This window comes from Cryobacterium lyxosi (assembly GCF_004403345.1).
Classification (GTDB): Bacteria; Actinomycetota; Actinomycetes; order Actinomycetales; family Microbacteriaceae; genus Cryobacterium; species Cryobacterium lyxosi.
In genome coordinates, this window is sequence record NZ_SOGT01000004.1 from 98,350 (window position 1) to 118,083 (window position 19,734).

Annotated in this window: 17 protein-coding genes; 11 read left to right on the forward strand and 6 right to left on the reverse strand. The window is 65.3% G+C overall.

The window, feature by feature from the left end:
* The first annotated feature begins 320 nt into the window (after positions 1-320).
* Positions 321-668: a hypothetical protein gene (locus E3T27_RS03475; protein ID WP_104196668.1), complete on the forward strand. Its 348-nt coding sequence runs from the start codon at positions 321-323 to the stop codon at positions 666-668.
* Complete coding sequence (locus E3T27_RS03480) at positions 665-961, forward strand: hypothetical protein (RefSeq protein ID WP_104196669.1); 297 nt, start codon at positions 665-667, stop codon at positions 959-961. Before E3T27_RS03475 ends, E3T27_RS03480 begins: the two co-directional genes overlap by 4 nt.
* Before the next feature lie 25 nt (positions 962-986).
* On the opposite strand, the gene E3T27_RS03485 is transcribed toward E3T27_RS03480, so the two are convergent.
* The 4 genes from E3T27_RS03485 to E3T27_RS03500 form a co-directional block, all read right to left on the reverse strand.
* Positions 987-1,856 (reverse strand): amino acid ABC transporter ATP-binding protein, encoded by an 870-nt coding sequence (locus E3T27_RS03485; protein ID WP_134571602.1) that lies wholly within the window; start codon positions 1,854-1,856, stop codon positions 987-989.
* The gene (locus E3T27_RS03490; RefSeq protein ID WP_104196671.1) at positions 1,843-2,511 is read right to left on the reverse strand and encodes an amino acid ABC transporter permease; all 669 of its coding nucleotides are present in this window, start codon (positions 2,509-2,511) and stop codon (positions 1,843-1,845) included. The genes E3T27_RS03485 and E3T27_RS03490 overlap by 14 nt, the downstream gene beginning before the upstream one ends.
* A gap of 12 nt (positions 2,512-2,523) precedes the next feature.
* Positions 2,524-3,312, reverse strand: coding sequence for an amino acid ABC transporter substrate-binding protein (locus tag E3T27_RS03495; RefSeq protein ID WP_104196672.1), 789 nt, complete (start codon positions 3,310-3,312; stop codon positions 2,524-2,526).
* Between the two features lie 142 nt (positions 3,313-3,454).
* Positions 3,455-5,596 carry a RecQ family ATP-dependent DNA helicase gene (locus tag E3T27_RS03500; protein ID WP_134571603.1) on the reverse strand — a complete coding sequence of 714 codons (2,142 nt, stop codon included), beginning with the start codon at positions 5,594-5,596 and terminating at the stop codon, positions 3,455-3,457.
* Between the two features lie 213 nt (positions 5,597-5,809).
* On the opposite strand from E3T27_RS03500, the gene E3T27_RS03505 reads away from it, so the two are divergent.
* Together E3T27_RS03505 and E3T27_RS03510 are read left to right on the forward strand one after the other, a co-directional pair.
* Entirely contained in the window at positions 5,810-6,544 is a 735-nt protein-coding gene (locus E3T27_RS03505) for a hypothetical protein (protein ID WP_134571604.1), read from the forward strand.
* A 50-nt stretch (positions 6,545-6,594) separates the two neighbouring features.
* Positions 6,595-7,878, forward strand: a complete 1,284-nt coding sequence (locus E3T27_RS03510; RefSeq protein WP_134571605.1) for a M18 family aminopeptidase — start codon at positions 6,595-6,597, stop codon at positions 7,876-7,878.
* Positions 7,879-8,030: 152 nt separating this feature from the next.
* Here E3T27_RS03510 and E3T27_RS03515 read toward each other — a convergent pair whose 3' ends face one another.
* Positions 8,031-8,912: an oxygenase MpaB family protein gene (locus E3T27_RS03515; protein WP_420898035.1), complete on the reverse strand. Its 882-nt coding sequence runs from the start codon at positions 8,910-8,912 to the stop codon at positions 8,031-8,033.
* A gap of 328 nt (positions 8,913-9,240) precedes the next feature.
* On the opposite strand from E3T27_RS03515, the gene E3T27_RS03520 reads away from it, so the two are divergent.
* Together E3T27_RS03520 and E3T27_RS03525 are read left to right on the forward strand one after the other, a co-directional pair.
* Positions 9,241-10,701 (forward strand): sugar porter family MFS transporter, encoded by a 1,461-nt coding sequence (locus tag E3T27_RS03520; RefSeq protein ID WP_104196677.1) that lies wholly within the window; start codon positions 9,241-9,243, stop codon positions 10,699-10,701.
* A gap of 103 nt (positions 10,702-10,804) precedes the next feature.
* Positions 10,805-12,043, forward strand: coding sequence for an exonuclease domain-containing protein (locus E3T27_RS03525; protein ID WP_104196678.1), 1,239 nt, complete (start codon positions 10,805-10,807; stop codon positions 12,041-12,043).
* 66 nt (positions 12,044-12,109) lie between these two features.
* On the opposite strand, the gene E3T27_RS03530 is transcribed toward E3T27_RS03525, so the two are convergent.
* The gene (locus E3T27_RS03530) at positions 12,110-12,928 is read right to left on the reverse strand and encodes an RNase H family protein (protein ID WP_134571607.1); all 819 of its coding nucleotides are present in this window, start codon (positions 12,926-12,928) and stop codon (positions 12,110-12,112) included.
* A gap of 280 nt (positions 12,929-13,208) precedes the next feature.
* On the opposite strand from E3T27_RS03530, the gene E3T27_RS03535 reads away from it, so the two are divergent.
* The 5 genes from E3T27_RS03535 (at position 13,209) to tatC (ending at position 19,687) form a co-directional block, all read left to right on the forward strand.
* Positions 13,209-14,621: an MFS transporter gene (locus tag E3T27_RS03535; protein WP_134571608.1), complete on the forward strand. Its 1,413-nt coding sequence runs from the start codon at positions 13,209-13,211 to the stop codon at positions 14,619-14,621.
* Positions 14,622-14,673: 52 nt separating this feature from the next.
* Entirely contained in the window at positions 14,674-16,794 is a 2,121-nt protein-coding gene (locus E3T27_RS03540) for a molybdopterin oxidoreductase family protein (protein ID WP_241992099.1), read from the forward strand.
* Positions 16,787-18,427, forward strand: a complete 1,641-nt coding sequence (locus tag E3T27_RS03545; RefSeq protein ID WP_104196681.1) for an FAD-dependent oxidoreductase — start codon at positions 16,787-16,789, stop codon at positions 18,425-18,427. The genes E3T27_RS03540 and E3T27_RS03545 overlap by 8 nt, the downstream gene beginning before the upstream one ends.
* A gap of 129 nt (positions 18,428-18,556) precedes the next feature.
* Positions 18,557-18,883 carry a twin-arginine translocase TatA/TatE family subunit gene (gene tatA / locus E3T27_RS03550; RefSeq protein WP_134571610.1) on the forward strand — a complete coding sequence of 109 codons (327 nt, stop codon included), beginning with the start codon at positions 18,557-18,559 and terminating at the stop codon, positions 18,881-18,883.
* A gap of 48 nt (positions 18,884-18,931) precedes the next feature.
* The gene (gene tatC / locus E3T27_RS03555; protein WP_104196750.1) at positions 18,932-19,687 is read left to right on the forward strand and encodes a twin-arginine translocase subunit TatC; all 756 of its coding nucleotides are present in this window, start codon (positions 18,932-18,934) and stop codon (positions 19,685-19,687) included.
* Positions 19,688-19,734 lie beyond the last annotated feature (47 nt).

A 19,734-nucleotide genomic window follows, 5' to 3' on the forward strand; every position in this document is an offset into this window, starting at 1 on the left:
TCCGACCGGTCACAACCCGCTTGAGTGAATCCCGCAACGGAAAAGGTTGACGTGGCCCTTGAGCGACCGCCTGCGGCGTTGTATACTACAATTGTTCTGACCAGACCTGGTGTCCTTGCGAACGGACTGGTCCTTCTTGCTTTGCACGATTTCGACCGGCGATCACGTTTCGCGGCTCACCAAACTAAGTCGCGATCTTTTGATTAGGGGTTTACCCACATGTGAATATGGGGTAATCTCACTTTCAGACAGACAGGCATGGATCGGTCTCGGTGATTTACTCGGGCCGGTGTGGGCCACCAAGTGATCGGGTGAAGACGATGGTGGAACTGAAGAAGACGACGGAACTCAAATCGGATTTCATTCCGATGGGCGAGGTGTGTGCCGATGAGCGTTCGAGAATGGCTTTCGGCAAGGCGGGTGTCCACCGCGACGACCGGTATGCCGTAGCAGTGAACGCCGAGGGTGAGATTCTGCTCACCCCGCTCGTGTCTATCCCGCGTCGTGAGCTTCTGGTCTGGGACGACGAAGGCATCCGTGCCGCCCTGGTGCGCGGCCTCGAACACAGCAGCAAGGAAGACACCAGCGAGGGTGGCGACTTCACCCGGTTCGCCGGTGAGGAGCACGCGGTCGATGAGTCAGTCGCTCCCGCCGAGCCCCAGTCATGAGCTTTACGCTCTTACTCACACGGGAAGCGGCGTCAGGATTATCCATCCTCGAAACGAAACCTCAACTGGTCGGTCGGCTGAAGCGGGTGCGCACTGCTCTCGGACGGCTGCAGCTCAACCCCGACGATCCCGCATTGCGCTCGCACAGATACGTGTCGCTAGCGGGTAAGAAGGGCGAGGCGGTCTGGGACTCGTATATCGAACATCGCACCCCGACCGCCGGCCGCATCTACTGGCACTACGGCCCCGGCCTTGACCGCATCACCGTTGTGATCATCACGCCACACCCATAGATCTTTCCGTGTCGGCTGTTGCGCCCTAGAACGGGTGGAGCAGCCGGTGCAAAAACTGGCGGGTGCGTTCCTGCTCCGGGTGCCGCAGCAACTGCTTCGGCTCGCCATGCTCGACGATGACGCCGCCGTCCACGAAGGCGATCTCATGCGCGACCTCGCGGGCGAATTCGAGTTCATGCGTGACGATGACCATGCTCCAGCCTTCGTCGGCCAGCTCCTTGATCAGGCGCAGCACATCGCCCACGAGCTCCGGATCGAGGGCCGAGGTCGGCTCGTCGAACAAGAGCAGCTGCGGGCGCAGCGCGAGGGCCCGCACAATGCCGACCCGCTGCTGCTGGCCGCCGGAGAGTTCGAACGGAAAGCTGCCCTGCTTGTCTGTCAGGCCGACCCGTGCGAGAAGGGCGAGCGCCTCGGCCGTAACCTCGGCGACCGGGCGGCGTTGCACGATGACCGGTCCTTCGATCACGTTCTGCAACACGGTCTTATGCGGAAAAAGGTTGTAGTGCTGAAAGACCATGGCCGACCTGTCACGCAGGGCGCCGAGCGCTTTCGGCGAGGTCTTCGCGGCGAAGTCAATGGTCAACGACGCGGACGACGCGGGGCCCCTGCCGCTAGCGGTGCCGCCACCAGCCCGGTCAACAATTACTGCAGCGGCGACCTCGATGGTGCCGCCGTCGGGAAGCTCCAGTCCGTTCAGGCACCGCAAAATTGTGGTCTTACCGGAGCCGGACGGACCGATCAGGGCCAGCACCCGGCCGCGGCCTACGGTGAGGTCGACCGACTCCAGCACCCGATTGCTGCCGAAACTCTTCTGTAGCCCGCGCACACGAAGCAGGGCAGCGGATGCCGCAGCCTCTGTTTGGCCGGTCGTCGTGGGGGGATCAGCGGGCGACATAGCGGTCCAATCGCTTCTCGAGAAAACTCTGCCCGGTGGACAGCACCAGGCAGATAACCCAGTAGATGAGGGCTGCTTCGAGGTAGATCAGCATGAATTTCTGACTGAAGGCCGTGATCTGTTGCGCCTCACGGAATAGGTCGGTGACCAGAATCAGGGAGGCGAGTGAGGTGTCCTTAACCAGGCTGATGAACGTATTCGACAGGGGCGGCACCGAAACCCGGGCAGCCTGCGGCAGGATAATGCGGGCGAGGGCCCGACGGTGGGACATGCCGATCATGTACGCGGCTTCCCACTGGCCCTTCGGCACGGAAAGAATCGCTGCGCGGATGACTTCGGCGGCATAACCGCCGACGTTGATGGAGAAGGCGATTACAGCGCTTGGCCACGGCTCGATGGTCACGCCGACCGACGGCAGTCCGTAGAAGATCACGAACAGCTGCACGAGCAGGGGGGTGCCGCGCACGATCGAGATATAGCCGCGAGCGATGCCCGACACCCAACGCTTCGCCGATAACCGCATGAGAGCGAGAACGAGAGCGAGCACGAGGCCGATCGCGAACGACGTCAGGGCAAGGGGGATCGTGCCCCGCACGGCGCCGTCCAGCAGTGGCCAGAGCGAGCCGACGAACAACTCCCAATCAGGCTGAATCATCGAATAGTCGAGCTATTGGCTGACGTCGGCGCCGAAGTACTTGCCGGAGAGCTCGGCGAGCGTTCCGTCGGCGGTGAGGGTCGCGAGCGCGTCGCTCACGGCCTCGGCCAGCGCGGTGCCGTCTTTCGCGAAGGCGAAGGCACTCTCCGAACGTTCCGTCGTCTCGGCGGCGATTTTCAGGTTGTCGGCGCCGGTGGACTTCTGGTAATCGAGGAAGGTCAGTTTGTCGTTGACCGTGGCATCCACTCGACCCTGCTCGACCAGGGTGACCGATTGGGCCCAGCCCTCGACGGCTTCGACGGTCGCGCCGCTCTCGGTGGCCAGCGTGTTCCAGTTGCTGGTCAACGACTGCGCCGTGGTGAGGCCCTTGAGGCTGGCGAACGACGTGATCGACGTATTGTCGGCGGGAACGACGATGACGCCGGTGGAGTAGGTGTAGGGCGTGGAGAACTCGTACGAGCCCACGCGTTCTGGGGTGATCGACACCTGGTTGGCGATCATGTCCCAGCGGCCGGCGGTGAGGCCAGCGAAAATGGCATCCCACTGGGTTTCTTCGAACGCGGCGTCGACGCCGAGCTCGGCGGCGACAGCTCGCGCCACCTCGACATCGTAGCCAGTGAGCTCACCCGAACCGCCTTCATGGAACGAGAACGGCCGATAGGTGCCCTCGGTGCCGATCGTGAGGGTGCCCGAGTCGAGCACACTGCTCAGCGACTCGTCGGTGGCGCTCGGCGCGGAGCAGCCGGTGAGGGCGAGGGCAACGACACTGAGCAGGGCAGCCGGAATGAGTCTGAGCTTCATGAAAAGTACGCCTAACGAGCTAGATGGGGAGCGCGAGTCGTGCGGGTGCTGCCCCGGAGTTGCGGAAGTCGCGGGTAGCGCCTTCTGTAGGTTGTCAAGGAGCTGCAAGGCGCAGTTATTCCGGCTACATCTAATATAGGGGCTACGAACGCAGGGCCAGGGCGAACGGGAGCACTGCCGATGCGCCGTGCCGTCGCAGCACCCGACTTGCCACGGTCACGGTCCATCGGCTGTCGGCGAGATCGTCGATCAGCAAAATGGGGCGGCCGTCGAACGCAGCGAGTGCCTCAGCCAGCTCGGCGCCAACAGCGAAGCGGTCCCACACGCTGTATAGCCGGTAGGCGCTGTTGCCGCCCGGCTCCCCGGTGGGGCCTCCGTTCACCCAGTCCAGGGCGCCGAGCAGGGGCAACCGACCGACGTCGGATAACGATCGTGCCACCGAATCGATGAGGAGCGGATGCCGCCGCGACGGCATCGAGACGATGGCTGCCGGACGCTCTGCCCACCCCCACTCGGCGAGCACCCGCACACAGGCGGCCAGAAGTGCCGGTGGGGCGGCGGCATCCGCTGCCTGGGCGTCGAATAGGTTCCGCAGCGGACCACCCCAGCCGAGGTCGGTCAGGCGGGCCAGCGCGCGGCCGGGCTCGGCGCGTTCGCCGAGCGCAATCTTGCCGGAGGCCGCGACACCGAGGCTGCTCATGCCGGTGGGCCACTGCGCACGCACATCGATGGCGACGCCGACGCGATCGAGCGATTGCGTGGCCGTCACCACGGCCCCCTCGGCCACATCAGTCGGGTACCAGGCGCCCTGGCAATTATCACAACGACCGCACGCCACCGCAGTCTCATCGTCGAGGGCGCGCTGCAGAAACTCCATGCGGCATCCACTGGTGGTTTCGAATTCGAGCATGGCCTGCTGCTCACCGAGCCGGGCGGCAGCGATGCGTTCGTAACGCTCCTTGTCGTAGACCCAGGGCTGCCCGGTGGACTGCCAGCCGCCTGTGACCCGGTGCACCGCGCCGTCGACGTCGAGCACCTTGAGCAGTAGCTCGAGCGGCGTGCGTTTCAGGTCGACCCGGGCTTCAAGCGCCGGTGTGGATAGGGGAGCGCCAGCGGCTTCGAGTGCGCCGACCACGGCGAGGGCCTTGGCCTGATTGGGCATTGAGGCGGTGGCGAAATAGTGCCAGATGGCCTCATCTTCGGCGCCGGGCAGCAGCAATACATCGGCCGAGGCGGTGGCACGGCCGGCGCGGCCAACCTGCTGGTAGTAGGCAACGGGGGAGGACGGCGCGCCCAGGTGCAGCACGAAGCCAAGGTCGGGTTTGTCGAATCCCATTCCGAGGGCGCTCGTGGCGATGAGGGCTTTGACCTGGTTGGTCTTGAGTAACTCCTCGGATTCTTCGCGTTCGGCCGTGTCCGTCTGGCCGGTGTAGGCGCGCACCGCGTGACCGGCCTCCCGCAGCAGCCGGGCGGTGTCTTCGGCAGCCGCCACGGTGAGGGTATAGATGATACCGCTGCCGGGCAGGTCGCCGAGGTGGCTGAGCAGCCAGGCGAGGCGCGCCCGCGAATCGGGCAGGCGCAGCACACCGAGCCGCAGCGACGAGCGAGCGAGTGGACCGCGAATGGTGACGACTTCAGCGGTTCCGGCGATGGCGCCATCGAAGCCGGTGGCGACCATGCCAACCTGCTCCGCGACATCCTGCACGACCCGGCTGTTGGCGGTGGCCGTGGTGGCGAGCACGGGCACGCCGGCCGGCATCTGGGCGATCAGGTCACGCAGGCGGCGGTAGTCCGGGCGAAAATCGTGGCCCCAGTCGGAGATGCAGTGCGCCTCATCGACCACGAGCAGTCCAACGCGGGAAATCAGGGCGGGCAGCTGCTCATCGCGGAAAGAGGGATTGTTCAGGCGTTCGGGCGATACCAACAGCACGTCGACCTCGTCGGCGTCGAGCAGGAGCCGCACATCGTTCCACTCGTGCGCGTTCGACGAGTTAATCGACACCGCCCGCACCCCGGCACGGGCCGCGGCGGCGACCTGGTCACGCATCAGGGCGAGCAGCGGCGAGACCAAAATGGTCGGGCCAGCGCCCTGGCGTCGCAGCAGCAGGGTCGCGACAAAGTACACGGCCGATTTGCCCCACCCGGTGCGCTGCACGACAAGCGCGCGGCGACGGTGGTCGACCAGGGTTTCGATGGCCTCGAATTGTCCGTCATGGAAGTCGGCGTCGGCTCGCCCCACCAGGGTGCGCAGAATGGCCAGAGCGGATTTGCGGGTGTCGGTCATCCTTCAAGGGTGCCAGATGCCACCGACAACCCCGTTCCGTATTCTCGCGATACTGATCGCTGGTCGACTCGCCTGGCGCTACCCACCGAAACGCCGTTGCTCGACAACGTACATGTGGTGCTTTCTGGGCGCATGGCGGCGCGGGCTGGGTCTGCAGCGCGTGTCGCAGGGCATTCGCCACCTTCGAGCGGGATCGCTCAGTAGGCTCGGTGGGTGAACGTGATTCAGGAGATCGAAACGCGGCTGCCGGAACAGGCCGTTGTCGGTTTTCGCCGACTCATCGGGCAGGCTCGAGTGAAAGATCCGATCCTGCTGCAGGAGCGGGCCATGGCCCGCATGGTGGCCCCGGCGCAGTGGATCCTGACCCGGGTCGGGGCCGACGGCATCCGTTTGACCAAGGCGGGAAACCTGCCGCCTTCGGTCGTCCTTGAAGCATCGGCCGAGCTCGACTGGGGTTGGCCGATCAGCGTGAACCGCGAGGCGCACCTGCGTCCGTTGCAGGAACTGCGCGGCCACCTGCGCGACGTCGGGCTGCTGCGGGTCAGCAAGGGGACGCTCGTGCTCACCAAGAAGGGTCGCTCTCTCTCCGGCACCCCCCGTGAACTCTGGTGGTACCTCGCCAGCACCATTCACCACAGCCGCGCACCGGCCGTGGGTGACGCCACCCGTCTGTTGCTGTTGTTCGTTGCGACCCGCGGCCTGGCGCGACGCGAGGACTACCTCACAACCCTGTCGCGCTCGCTCGGTTCGCTCGGCTGGGTACAGTTCGACGGCCAGGAACCGACGACGCAGTCGGTCTGGCACCTCGTCGACACGAAATGGCGCCTACTCGACCGACTCGGAGTGTTCGAGCAGACCGAGGCGTGGCACGGCGACCGCGGCACGGTCACCGTCGGCGGCGCCGCTTTCGCGCGCGCTGCGTTGCAGGCCGACGCGCCCGCCGAGTAGGAGCAAGCCCGCGGCATCCGCTGCCCCTGCGCGGGTGGTTGGATGGATGCATGGACGCAACACTCGACTACATCGCCGATTTTTCCGCCTTTCTGCAAGCGTCACCGTCGTCGTACCACGCCGCTGCAGAAGTGGCCCGGCGGCTGCACGCGGCCGGCTTCATCCGGCTGGATGAGCCGGAGAAGTGGACGATCGACGAGGCCGCTGGATACTACGTCGTTCGTGATGGCGCTGTCATCGCCTGGTCGCAGCCGGCCGGGGCCGGGCCGACGACACCGTTTCGCATTCTCGGCGCCCACACCGACTCCCCGGGTTTCAAGCTCAAGCCCAAACCCACGATCAACTCACACGGCTGGTTGCAGGCCGGAGTCGAGGTCTACGGCGGGCCGCTGCAGAATTCGTGGCTTGATCGCGAGCTTGAACTCGCCGGTCGGCTGGTCACCCGGCAGGGCACCGAGCACCTCGTGCGTACCGGACCGTTTTTGCGCATTCCACAACTCGCCGTGCACCTCGACCGCGACGTGAACAATGGCCTGACCCTCGACCGGCAACGCCACCTCACGCCCGTCTTCGGAGTCGGCGGGGAATCCGAGGCAGACCTGGTAGCCCACCTGGCGGGCCTGGCCGGGCTTCGGGCAGCGGATGTCGCCGGTTACGACATTCTCACCGCCGACACCAACCCGCCGACCGCTTTCGGCCTCGGCGACAAACTGTTCGCCGCCGGCCGTCTCGACAATCTCTCGTCGGTCTATGCGGGCCTGCACGCGCTCATCGCGACCAGCCACCTGACAATGGGGGGCTCGATCAATGTGCTCGCCGCCTTCGACCATGAAGAGCTCGGTTCGCAGTCCCGCTCCGGCGCCAGCGGGCCGTTTCTGGATGACATTCTCACCCGCATCGGTCACGGCCTCGGCGCGACCGGGTCGGAGCGGCTGCAGGCCTACGCCGAATCGTGGTGCCTCTCCGCTGATGCCGGCCATGCCGTGCACCCGAACTACCCCGAGCGCCACGATCCGGCCAACCAGCCCATTCTCGGCGGCGGCCCGTTACTGAAAATCAATGCGAACCAGCGCTATGCGACAGATGCCCATGGCGCGGCCCTCTGGGCGCGCACCTGTGCCCGGGCGAACGTGGAGTATCAGGAGTTCGTCTCGAACAACACCGTTCCCTGCGGTTCGACCATCGGGCCGCTGACGGCGACCCGGTTGGGCATCCGGGTCGTGGATGTCGGCGTGCCGCTTCTGTCGATGCACTCGGCCCGGGAAATGTGCCACGTCAACGATCCGCAGTCGCTCGCAGCAGCGACCGCAGCTTTCTTCGCACCCGAGGTCTGATCTGTGCAGGGCCCCGTCTTGGGCGACCGCGCACCGTCGCCGTCACGCTGTACCTGAGCGCAGCGTTGGCCATCACGGTGATTCTGCTGCTGGGAGTGCGGCGTCGCGCCCAGCGACGGCAGGACGCGCTGTCGATTGAGTGACCGGTGGAGTTACGGCGCGCTGGGGCGCTCCAGCTGTTTCGTTGCGGCGATGCGTGCGAGCCGCGTCCGGGCGGCATCCTCTGAGGTTGACGAGGGACCAAGCAGAGCGCCCACGACACCGAGGACCAATCGGGTCCCCCAAATCGTGGGCAGGAAAGATCGTTTCAGGCCGAGCATGTCGCGATACTCGCGGGGGATCGACGCGACGGCGCCAGCGAACATGATGCGGTAGAACGGCAGCATCCCGCGGCTGAGCGGTGGGTAACGGATGAACCGTACCGCTTCGGCCACACGGGCGTCGCTCTTGAGCGTTCCGGCGCTGCGAAAGGCTTCGAGCTGCGCGGCAAGCTCGGCCGCCGAATGCGGGGCATTCCGCACGCCGACGAGTTCGCCGGCAGTCGCCCATTCGTCGACGTAACGATCGGCGCCCCCGGGAATAGCTGTGCCCCACAGCAGGTGGGATTGCAGAAAAGCGTCGGTGAAGACGACGTGTACCCACGACAGAAGCTCGGGGTCGTCGGCGGCATAGGGCCGTTCCTCGCCGCGAGCATCGAGATAGGTGCCGATCACCCGGTCGTGAAAGTGTGCGACCCGTCCCGATTCCCGCTCAGCGACAACGGTATCGGCGAAGGTGACCGTGATGAGCCATTGGATGGTGCCGGAGAGGCGGCCGAGCGGGTCTTCGTGGTACCGCGACCAGTCGTGCACGCCGGCCATGGCGCCCGGATGCAGGGTTTGCATGAGGAGAGCGCGAATGCCGGCGACCATGGTTGCCATGCCACCATGCACGGTCCAGGCAGCACTTCCCGGGCCGAAGAAGCCAGCGTTGTCTCCCGTGGCAATCTGGCCGACCCATTTCGGTCGCCCCTCGCTGTTCCCCGAGAGGGTCACTAAGAGATGCGAGCGCCAGCTATCCGTGAATCTGCCCATATCCGGATGGTAGCCCTGCCTCGCTGGACGACCGCCGTAAGCGGCTGCCAGGTTAGCGGGTCGTCGTCGCAGATGACGCGCGGAGACGCTAGCTGACCAGGTCTACGGGGTGCGCCGTTCGCGACGGTTGAACGGATGATGAATTGCGTTTCGGCTGCGCGGAAAGCCGGTCCTCCGAAGCTGGTACGCCGGTTCGGAACTGACGCACACCAGTTTATTCGGCTGCTCGGCGCGGCATCTGCGGACACCCGAAGTAGGCTGATCAGGTGAACAATCGATACCCAGCACGATGAACGCGTCTACTCAGGCAACTGACCTGGCACCCGGATCGAACAGAAAAGTCATCGTGTTGGCCGTCGCCGGCGCCCTCGGCGGATTTCTGTTCGGGTTCGACTCCTCGGTTATCAACGGGGCCGTCAACGCGGTGCAGCAGGAATTCGGACTGAACGCTACCCTTACCGGTTTCGCGGTGGCTTGCGCGCTGCTCGGCGCCGCGGCCGGTGCGTTCTTCGGCGGTCGCTTCGCCGACCGCTACGGACGCATCCCCATGATGGTGGTCGGCGGCGTGGTCTTTCTGGTCAGCTCGATCGGCTCAGGTTTCGCGTTCGGCGTGGTCGACCTGATCATCTGGCGAATCATCGGCGGGCTCGGTATCGGCCTCGCGTCCGTTGTCGCACCGGCTTATATCGCCGAAATTTCACCGCGGCATATGCGCGGACGACTCGGCTCCCTGCAACAGCTTGCGATCACGCTGGGCATCTTCACCGCGCTGCTTTCCGACGCCGTGTTCGCCGAGAGTGCTGGCGGAGCAGCTGGTGAGTTCTGGTTCGGGCTGGAAGCCTGGCGCTGGATGTTCCTCGTCGGCGCCGTGCCGGCCGTCGTGTACGGCGGCATCGCGTTCATCCTTCCAGAATCCCCGCGTTTCCTGATTCTCAAAGACAAAGAAGCGGATGCCCGCGCAGTGTTCACCCGGCTCTGGCCGAGCGGGGACGTCGACCGGGAGATTCGCGACATGCGTCAATCGATCGAGGTCGATGCGCGGTCACAGAAGGCGGGGTCTCTGCGTGGCAGTGCCTTCGGTCTCAAACCGATTGTCTGGGTCGGCATCATCTTGTCGGTGTTCCAGCAGTTCGTCGGCATCAACGTGATCTTCTACTATTCGACCACCCTCTGGAGCGCGGTCGGCTTCGAGGAATCCAATTCGCTGACCATCTCGGTGATCACCTCGGTCACCAACATTCTGGTCACCCTGGTGGCGATCGCCCTGGTCGACCGGATCGGCCGACGACCGATCCTGTTGGCCGGCTCCATCGGCATGACGGTGTCGCTGGCGACAATGGCGGCGGCGTTCAGCCAGTCGGTCACGGTCGACGGCGCGCTCAGCCTGCCGGGTGCCTGGGCGCCGATCGCGCTCGTTGCCGCAAACCTGTTCGTGATCTCATTCGGAGCTTCATGGGGCCCGGTTGTATGGGTGCTCCTCGGCGAGATGTTCCCCAACTCGATTCGTGCCAAGGCCCTCGGGCTGGCTGCAGCCGCCCAATGGATCGCGAACTTCTTGATCACGGTCAGCTTTCCGCCGATGGCGGATGCCTCCCTGCCGATCACCTATGCCCTGTATGCCCTGTTCGCCGGACTATCATTCTGGTTCGTGCTGCGCAAGGTGCCCGAAACCAATGGAATGTCGCTGGAGGAGGCTGACACGCTGCTCCCGCCGAAGAACTCTGCACGGAAGGCCGCTTCCGTCAAGTAGGCATCTAAGTAGTATTTGGCGATACCCACAAGCCCCCGAACGGGTTGTCGCGATTCGGCCGGTTTGTGGATAACTTCACAGGACAAGATTGTGGAGTGTGGCCATGCCCGAACGTGGATACGCCGTTATAAGTTTGAAAACCACCGGACTGTTCCCGTATCAACGGGATCGGGTCGTCGAGGTCGCTGTGGTGCACCTCGACGTGGGCGGTCGCATTGCTGCGCGTTGGCAAACCGTTGTGAACCCGGGGAGCAACGCCGGGGACGTGGCGAACCACGGCGTCAGCACCGCCGAACTCCTGCGCGCGCCGACGTTCGAGCAGATTGCACCGCGCCTGGTCGACCTGCTCCGGGGCCGGGTATTGGTGACGCACAATGCCCAGTTCGTCACCGGATTTCTCATGCGCGAGTTCGAGCTGATGGGTTATGCCCCCGGCCGCGGACTCGAGGCCGTCTGCACCATGCACCTGGCCCGCACCTATTTGCCCGGCGCTGGTCGGCTGCTGGTCGATTGTTGCGCCGCCTATGACATTGAAATCGAGCCAGGACCGGGGGCCCTGGTGCAGGCCGTGGCCTGCGCGAGTCTTCTCGCCGCCTACGTGCAGGGTTCGCCCCTCGTCACGCCGTGGATCAACGCTCTTGACCGTGCCGAGCGATCCGCCTGGCCGAGAATCACCGCTGCCACCGACGCAGAGTGGGTGCAGCGCGACCCGTCAACGCCGGGCGACGAAGCACCGGCACCGAGCTTCCTGGCCCGCGCGGCTGTAAAACTCCCCGACTACACCGGTCCCGAAGAACATCTCGACTACCTCGCCCTGCTCGATTTGTGCCTGCTCGATCATGTTCTCTCGCCGCAGGAAACACGTGAACTTCGGGTTTTGGCGGAATTCAGCGGTGTAACGGTCGCCGAGGGCATCGCACTGCATCGCCGCTATTTTGAGGACCTTGTGCAGGTTGCCTGGTTGAACGGCGCTCTCAGCGTCGCAGATTCTGCCGACCTGATCGCGGTCGCCCGCATGCTCGATGTCGCTCCGAAAATCGTTGCCGCCGCACTGGCAGCACCCGCCTCGGTGGTGCAGCTGCCACTCGCCTCGATCGACACTGTGCTGCTGGAACAGGGCGACATCGTCGTGCTCACCGGTGATATGGCCCGGGCCCGTTCCGACTGGGGCCGAGAACTGGTTGCTCGGGGTCTGTCCCTGGGCACGGCGGTCACCCTGCGCACGCGCCTGCTCGTTGCCGCCAACCCCGCGTCGATCACCGGCAAAACCGGGAAGGCCCGCGACTACGGCATTCCGATCGTCTCCGAATTCGGCCTGCGGTCTCTCATCGGAGTGCGCTGACCGGGCCGGGGCCGCAGTGTTGAGACGTCGACACGGGTGGGCGAGCGGACCAGTGGGCAGCGTCGGCTAGATGATCAGGCCGCGCAGGTAATCCTCGACGGTCTCGCCGCGCTGTTGTGACCGCGAAATTAGACGCCGATGCTCCTCGGCGCTGAGCGTGAGCGTCACCCGGTGCAACTCATCGCCGCTGCGCATGCTGTTGGGGCTGTTCGGATCGATGAGATCGCGGCGATCCTCGCCGATATCGTCGCCAATATCGTCGCCAATATCGTCGAACGAGAACAGTTCGTCGTGCGCGTAGGCGACCGCTCGTTCCGTGCTTCGGCCAGTGCTCAGGGGCGAAGCAATCGGCGAACCCGCGGTACGCAGCCCGCCGGATACCGCAGCGCTCGCCCGTCCAACCGGTTGAGCTTCTGATTGCAGCCCGGCAAAACCGGGTCCGGCCGGGGCCGGCCGGCCGCGCTGAAACGCCTCGGCCGCGCCGCGCGCGCGCACGTCGGCGGCCTCGTTGAGCGGATGCCCCACGTGTCCCTTCACCCACTCGAATCGGTACCGACGCCCGGCGATAACCTCGTCGATCTCTTGGAGCAGGTCGAGGTTCATTACCGGTTTGCCGTCACCCTTACGCCAGCCCTTGGCCTTCCAACCCTTCATCCACTTGGTGACGGAGTTGATCACGTATTGGCTGTCGCACAGCACGAGCAGGTCGTCGTCGATGTGCGCGGTGGCGCGAAACAGCTCGAGCACGGCCTTCAATTCGCCTTGATTGTTGGTGGCGTGCTTCCACCCACCGGCGGCCCAGCAGGAGTCGTCGACGTACCAGGCCCAGCCGGCTGGTCCGGGGTTCCCGAGGGCAGAACCGTCGGCGGCAGCGGTGATTGTCATGTGGGGCCTTTCAAACAGCGGATGCGCGGGCGCGGGTCTACCAGTCTGCCACCCCCGCCATCCGGTACCTGTATTGCTGGGGCCAGAGCGCCGATTGTGTCCGTCGTGTAACAGCGCCCCAACACCCCATCGAACGGCGTGTGATCATCTGGTGATCGAAAGGTAACCGGTGCCAGCGTTGCCGGAAACACGCGCTGGCTAACGTCAAAGCAGGGGAGTCGCCCCGGCTGCCTGCAGATTTTTGCACCGCCATTTCATTCCAATCCCGAGGGGGACTTCGATGACATCCAGCACAGTGGGATCAGCGCTCGGCCACACCGCATCCACGATCGACGACGCGGTGCTGGTGCACCGTCCTGGTCGGTGGATCGACAAGTGGAACCCCGAGAACACGAAGCAGTGGGAACAGGGCGGCAAGCTCATCGCCGCTCGCAACCTCAAGTGGTCGATCTTGGCCGAGTTCCTGGGCTTCGCCATCTGGCAGCTCTGGAGCATCGTCGTCGTGTCGTTGCCGGCGGTCGGCTTCACCTACTCGACCGCCGAGGTGTTCTGGCTCATCTCGATGCCGAGCCTCGTCGGCGCCACCCTGCGGTTTCCCTACACGTTCATGGTGCCCAAATTCGGTGGCCGCAACTGGACCATCGTTTCGGCCGGCCTGCTGCTGATCCCCTCCATCGCCCTGGGCTTCTGCGTCGGCAACCCGGATACCCCGTTCGGTGTCATGCTGTTCGTCGCAGCCCTCGCCGGTTTCGGCGGGGGAAACTTCGCCAGCTCGATGTCAAACATCACCTACTTCTACCCGCAGAGCCAGAAGGGCTACGCGCTCGGTTTGAATGCTGCGGGCGGCAACCTCGGCGCCGCGATGGCCCAGCTCATCGTGCCGATCGTGATCACCCTCGGCGCCGTCGGCACGCTCAACATCAGCCTCGCCGGCTGGTTCTGGATTCCATTCATCCTCCTCGCCATGTGGGGCGCCTGGAAGTACATGGACAACATCACCAACGCCAAAGCCGACTTCGCCGGTTCCATCGCCGCGGTGAAAGAACCACATTTCTGGATTCTGGCCGTGCTCTACATCGGTACCTTCGGCTCCTTCATCGGCTTCGCGAGCGTGTTCCCCAAGCTCATCGCCGACCAGTTCCCGGCCTACTCCACCTTTCAGGTCGCTTCAGCGTCGCTCTCCCTCGCGTTCATCGGTGCCCTCGTCGGGTCGCTGGCCCGGCCGGCCGGCGGACGCCTGGCCGATCGCTTTGGCGGGGCATTCGTCACCGTTGCAGCCTTCGGCGTGATGGGCGCCGGCGCCCTCGTGGTCGCGGCCATGCTGCCGCTCGGTAACTTCTGGGCTTTCCTTGGCAGCTTTCTGCTCATCTTCGTTGCCACCGGAATTGGCAACGGCTCGACCTACCGCATGATCCCGAGCGTGTTCTCGGCGCGCAGCGGGGTGAAAGACGCCCACGAGAACTCGGGTGATGTCACTACCCAGCGCACGAGCGCCGCGGCCCTCGGCCTCATCTCCGCCGTCGGCGCCTACGGCGGGTTCATCATTCCGCAGGTGCTCGGCTTCTCCAAGACCACCACCGGCGACTACTCACGCGCGATCTACGCCTTCGCCATCGCCTACGTCGTCATGATGTGCGTCACCGCTTTCGTCTACCTGCGCCGCGGTTCGTCCGTCGCCGGCCAGAAGATCTAGGCGCCCGTTGCCCACCGCCACGCACTGCCCGTACTGTGCCCTGCAGTGCGCCATGAACCTCAGTCCCGGTGAAACGACGCCGGGTGAAGCGGATGTCGCCGCATCCGCTTCGCCGGCCGCTTCGGCCGCCTCCTTGACGGTGACCGGCCGGGCGTTCCCGACCAACCGTGGCGGCCTGTGCAAGAAGGGCTGGACCGCCGCCGAACTGCTCGTCTCGCCAGACCGCATCCTCGAACCAATGGTGCGGCAGGCTGATGGCACCTTCGAACCGGCCTCCTGGAGCGACGCGCTCGACCTCGTTGCCGCGAAACTGCGCGTCACCCGGGCTGAGTACGGGGCCGACGCGGTCGGCGTGTTCGGCGGCGGCGGCCTCACCAACGAGAAGGCCTACCAGCTCGGTAAGTTCACCCGGGTGGCGCTTGGCTCCAGCCGCATCGATTACAACGGCCGGTTCTGCATGTCCAGTGCCGCCGCGGCCGGCAACCGGGCCTTCGGACTGGACCGAGGCCTGCCGTTTCGGGTTGACGAGCTCGACACGGCCGACACCATTCTGATTCTCGGCTCCAACGTGGCGCAGACCATGCCGCCGTTCATCGGTCACCTCGAGGGTGCTCGCGCCGCCGGGGGCCTCGTGGTCATCGACCCGCGCCGCACAGCGACAGCGCGGCTCACCGACGATGGCGCGGGAATGCACGTGCAGCCCACCCCGGGCAGCGACCTCGTGCTGCTACTCGGCCTGACCCACATCGTCATCGCCGAGAAACTTACCGACCGGAGCTACCTCGCCAATCGCACCACGGGGTTTGACGCGGTGCGCCGCAGCGTGAGCCGCTGGTGGCCGAGCAGAGTGCAGGAACAGACCGGTGTTCCGGTCTGGCAGCTGCGGGAGCTGGCCCGCCGTCTCGCGGCCGGTGCGGCACGGGGGGCCGCGACCGGCAGCGGAACGTATATCCTCACCGGGCGCGGTGTCGAGCAGCACGCCGACGGCACCGACACGGCCACTTCCGCCATCAACCTGAGCCTCGTGCTCGGCCTCGTCGGAACCACGCACAGCGGCTACGGCACCCTCACCGGCCAGGGCAACGGTCAGGGCGGTCGCGAGCACGGGCAGAAGTGCGACCAGCTGCCGGGCTACCGCAGGATCAACGATCCCGCCGCTCGCACGCACGTCGCCGGGGTGTGGGGAGTCGATCCCGACAGCCTGCCCGGCGTTGGCCTGCCCGCGGTCGAGCTTCTCGGCGCGCTGGGGGAGCCGGGCGGGATCCGCTGTCTTCTCGTGCACGGCTCCAACATCGTCGTCTCCGCGCCCAACGCCGAACGGGTGCGGGCAGCCCTGAAAACCCTCGACTTTCTGGTGGTCGCCGACTTCTTCTTCTCCGACACCGCGGTGCTCGCCGACGTCGTGCTGCCGGTCACGCAGTGGGCCGAGGAAGAGGGCACGATGACCTCGCTCGAGGGCCGCGTCATCCGTCGCCGGCTCGCCGTCGATGCGCCGGAGGGCATACGCAGCGAACTGTGGATCTGGCAGGAGATCGCGCGACGCCTCGGCTCGGCCGGAACCTTCAGCTCCCAGGCGAGCGAGGTGTTCGACGAACTCTGCCGGGCGTCGAAGGGCGGACTCGCCGACTACTCCGGCCTCAGCTATGCCCTGCTCGATACCGAGGAACCGGTGTTCTGGCCCTACCCGGTCGGGTCGACTGGTACGCCGCGACTGTTTCTGGACCGCTTCGCCCACCCCGACGGCCTGGCCCGCCTCGTAGTTGTCGAGGCGCGCCGCCTCGGCGCGCCGGCCCAGGTCGGTGGCACCCTGACGCTCATCACCGGCCGGCTGCTCGAGCATTACCAGAGCGGCACCCAGACCCGGCGGGTGCGGGAGCTTTCCGACGCCCAGCCGGAGGCCCGACTGCAGCTCCACCCGGCCACCGCCGAGCAGCTGGGAATCAGTGACGAGGCCTGGGTCGAGGTCAGCAACGACCGCGGTACGGTGCGCTGCCGCGCACAGGTGAGCACCGACATGCGCTTTGATACGGTCTTTCTGCCGTTTCACTTTAGTGGCGACCAGCGCGCCAACCTGCTGACCGACGACGAGACCGATCCGGTGAGCGGCATGCCCGAGTTCAAGAAGACAACCGTTCGGGTGCGTGCACTCGTGAAAGCAGGCGCTAATGTCTGAACGAAGCACCTCACAAACGCCCAACCCTGAGCGCATCGTGCTCGTCGGTTACGGTCCGGTCGGGGCCCGCTTCGTCGAAGAACTCCTGCCGCTCGTGCGCCGGGGCGCTGCCACGTTGACCGTGGTCGGAGCCGAAAACACCGACGCCTACAACCGAGTGCTGATCGCCGAACACGCGGTCGGCAACGCCGACCGTGACAGCCTCGAGATCACCGACACCTTCGCCGCCCGCGAGGCCGGTGTCCACCTGCACCTCGGTGTGAGCGTCACCGCGATTTTGCGCAGCCGCTCTGCTGTATCGCTCAGCGACGGCACCCTGCTGACCTATGACCGGCTCGTGCTCGCCACCGGCGCCCGCGCCAACATTCCCACCCTGGATGGGATCATCCGGGTGCATCGTGACCGGCAGATGCCGGCAGCGGATGCCGCTGCCCTCGATACCGGCGGCGCCACACTTCCACGCGGGGTTACCGTGCTGCGTGACCTCGATGATGCCCAGCGGGTACTCGCGGCCGTGACCGCAGGCAAGCGCATCGTCGTGCTCGGCGCTGGCGTGCTCGGCATGGAGATCGCGCTCGCCGCGGCTTCGGCCGGGGCGCAAGCCTGCGTCGTCTACCACGGGGAAATTCCCATGAACCGTAACCTCGACCGCGGTGGCGGCAGCGTACTGGCGCAGAGCGCCCGACGGGCGGGCGTGACCATGGTCAACCATTCCCGCGCTGAGAGCCTGCTCTTTCACCAGGATGACGACGGCGTAGACCGGTTCGACGCTCTTATCTGCGCTGACGGCAAGCAGATCCACGGCGACCTGCTGCTGCTTTCGTGCGGAGTCGGCGCTCGAACCGAGCTGGCACAGCTGGCCGGGCTGCCGGTTTCGACCGGAATCCTGGTCGATTCGAACCTGCAGAGCTGGGGCGATCCGCGCGTCTACGCGATCGGCGACTGCGCCCACGTTGCACCTGCCCGCCGTGCCGGTGAGTCGACAACGCTGCCGACCGGCGGCCCGAGCGGTCTGATCGGGCCGGGTTGGCGCCAGGCCGACTGGCTCGCCCGGCGGTTCAGCAACGAGGTGCTGGGCACGGGGGAGGTCCACGCCCTGATCGGTGCGGCGTCGGCCGTGGTGATGCTCAAAGCCGAGGGCATTGAGGTTGTGTCGGTCGGCAACACCGCAGCCGACCCGTGGGATCGTGGGGTCGATGGTCATGCCGCCGCGTGTGACGCAGCGTCGTTGTACGTGTCGCAGTGGGCTGATCCCGAGCACGGCCGCTATGTGAAGATGGTCACCCGTGAGGGGATTCTCGAGGGCTTCATCTGCGTCGGTATGCCGCGCACCGCCGCCGAACTGACACTACTGTTCGAGCGCGGCAGCGAACTACCGGCTGACCGCTCAGTGCTGCTGCGCTACGACGGGCCGGACTACGAGCCCTCGGTCGGCGGCGCCTTCAACCCGGGCGCGACGGTGTGCTGGTGCAACGGCGTCACCGTGGGTGCCATTGCCGAATCAGCCGAGGTCGGCAACACGAGTGTCGCCTGTATCGGAGCAGCGACCCGAGCCGGCACCGGATGCGGCGGGTGCAAAATGCGTATCGGCGAGGTTCTCGAACGCTTCGCAACGTCCCGGGCGACGTCCTGACAGCGTGGCTTCTGTGTGCAGGAGTGCGGAAATACCCGATACGGGAAGAATAAATGAGGTTTACCCGGTTTTATCTCCGCTGAGACCGTTACACTGCTGGTCGACCGACTCACTAGAGGGAGAATTCGCATGCTCAGCAACCTGACCGGATGGCATTTCCTAATAATTCTCGTCGTGATCCTGCTGTTGTTCGGAGCACCGAAACTGCCGGGGCTCGCCCGCAGTCTCGGTCAGTCCATGAAGATTTTCAAGAGTGAGATCACCCCGGAACGCACCGACGACGGCACGCCCGATAGTTCGGCCGACAGTGCTCGCGCCGACAGTGCTCGCGCCGATGGTACTCGCGCCGATGGTACTCGCGCCGATGGTACTCGCGCCGATGGTACTCGCGCCGACAGTGCTCGCGCCGATGGTACTCGCGCCGACCCGAGCAGCACGCCGAACTCGAAAGCCTAGGCAATCGTGGTGGTGGAGGGCGTGCGCACCGCGCCCGCCAAGAAAAAGATGTCGCTTGGGCAGCACCTGCTCGAGCTGCGCAAGCGACTCTTTCTCGCCGCTGCGGGCATCCTCGTCGGTGCTATCGCCGGCTGGTTTCTTTCGGGCTTCGTCTGGGATGGTCTGCGGGAGCCGATCTACGCGATTGTGCGCGCCCAGAACCGCAACGCCCAGATCAATTACCCGGATATCACGAGTGCCTTCGACCTCAAACTGCGCATCTCTTTCTACGTCGGACTGATCGTATCGAGCCCGATGTGGCTGTATCAGGTCTTTGCTTTTCTGATGCCCGGCCTTACGCGCAAAGAGAAGCAATACACTTTCGGGTTCTTTTTTTCCGCCGTGCCGCTATTTCTGATCGGGTGCGCGTCGGGCTGGTATGTGCTGCCGCACGTGGTTGAACTCATGACGAGTTTCGCGCCGCAGCAGGACGCCGCACTGATCAATGCAGGAAACTACTTTGACTTTGTGCTCAAACTGATGATCGCAATCGGGATCGCATTCGTGCTGCCGGTATTTATTGTGCTGCTGAACTTTGCCGGGGTGATCAGCGCCAGCTCCATTATCAAATCCTGGCGTCTGGCCATTCTGGTGATCATCCTGTTCACGGCCATTGCGACGCCGGCAGCCGACGTCGTGTCCATGTTCCTGCTCGCCGTGCCGATGGTCGTGCTGTACTTCACCGCTTACGGAATTGCACTGCTTCACGACCGCCGGGTCGCCCGCCGAGTGCCGCGAATCGGCGCAGACGGCCTGCTGCTCTAATCTCTGATCGCTCCGACTCGGTGATTTCACCGGGACTGCGCGCTCGA

Coding starts and splice junctions, on each gene's coding strand:
- E3T27_RS03475 (WP_104196668.1), top strand. CDS start 321: ATGGTGGAACTGAAGAAGACGACGGAACTCAAATCGGATTTCATTCCG.
- E3T27_RS03480 (WP_104196669.1), top strand. CDS start 665: ATGAGCTTTACGCTCTTACTCACACGGGAAGCGGCGTCAGGATTATCC.
- E3T27_RS03485 (WP_134571602.1), bottom strand. CDS start 1,856: ATGTCGCCCGCTGATCCCCCCACGACGACCGGCCAAACAGAGGCTGCG.
- E3T27_RS03490 (WP_104196671.1), bottom strand. CDS start 2,511: ATGATTCAGCCTGATTGGGAGTTGTTCGTCGGCTCGCTCTGGCCACTG.
- E3T27_RS03495 (WP_104196672.1), bottom strand. CDS start 3,312: ATGAAGCTCAGACTCATTCCGGCTGCCCTGCTCAGTGTCGTTGCCCTC.
- E3T27_RS03500 (WP_134571603.1), bottom strand. CDS start 5,596: ATGACCGACACCCGCAAATCCGCTCTGGCCATTCTGCGCACCCTGGTG.
- E3T27_RS03510 (WP_134571605.1), top strand. CDS start 6,595: ATGGACGCAACACTCGACTACATCGCCGATTTTTCCGCCTTTCTGCAA.
- E3T27_RS03520 (WP_104196677.1), top strand. CDS start 9,241: ATGAACGCGTCTACTCAGGCAACTGACCTGGCACCCGGATCGAACAGA.
- E3T27_RS03525 (WP_104196678.1), top strand. CDS start 10,805: ATGCCCGAACGTGGATACGCCGTTATAAGTTTGAAAACCACCGGACTG.
- E3T27_RS03530 (WP_134571607.1), bottom strand. CDS start 12,928: ATGACAATCACCGCTGCCGCCGACGGTTCTGCCCTCGGGAACCCCGGA.
- E3T27_RS03535 (WP_134571608.1), top strand. CDS start 13,209: ATGACATCCAGCACAGTGGGATCAGCGCTCGGCCACACCGCATCCACG.
- E3T27_RS03540 (WP_241992099.1), top strand. CDS start 14,674: ATGAACCTCAGTCCCGGTGAAACGACGCCGGGTGAAGCGGATGTCGCC.
- E3T27_RS03545 (WP_104196681.1), top strand. CDS start 16,787: ATGTCTGAACGAAGCACCTCACAAACGCCCAACCCTGAGCGCATCGTG.
- tatA (WP_134571610.1), top strand. CDS start 18,557: ATGCTCAGCAACCTGACCGGATGGCATTTCCTAATAATTCTCGTCGTG.
- tatC (WP_104196750.1), top strand. CDS start 18,932: ATGTCGCTTGGGCAGCACCTGCTCGAGCTGCGCAAGCGACTCTTTCTC.